The sequence below is a fragment of the Halalkalibacter lacteus genome (assembly GCF_036663595.1).
Lineage (GTDB): Bacteria > Bacillota > Bacilli > Bacillales > Bacillaceae_D > Halalkalibacter > Halalkalibacter lacteus.
In genome coordinates this window covers 1-252 of record NZ_JAWRVL010000337.1, presented here as the reverse complement: position 1 = coordinate 252, position 252 = coordinate 1, and the positions used below count along the sequence as shown (strand labels likewise).

Here is a 252-nt window from a genome sequence, read left to right as displayed (position 1 = left end):
CGCGAGCGCGCGCTGGAACGTTTCGCGGATCCGCAAAGCGTTATTGAGATGGCAACCTACAGCTCTACCGATATCGCCTCCACCTATTTCCAGGTGAAAGCCGGGGGCGATGCCGCTGCGTTAAAAGGGATCGCAAAACACCTGCTGGAGATGGAGAACGAACGCGGAAACGTGCTCGATCGCGCCTTTATTGCTGAACACACCCAGGGCATTGAGGCGTTTGCTGCGGACATTGCGCAAACCGACTGGGAG

1 pseudogene is annotated in these 252 nt (G+C 57.5%); it reads left to right on the top strand.

Annotated elements, in window-relative coordinates:
- A pseudogene (locus SAZ04_RS22565) lies at positions 1–252 on the top strand (FdhF/YdeP family oxidoreductase); the annotation flags it as partial.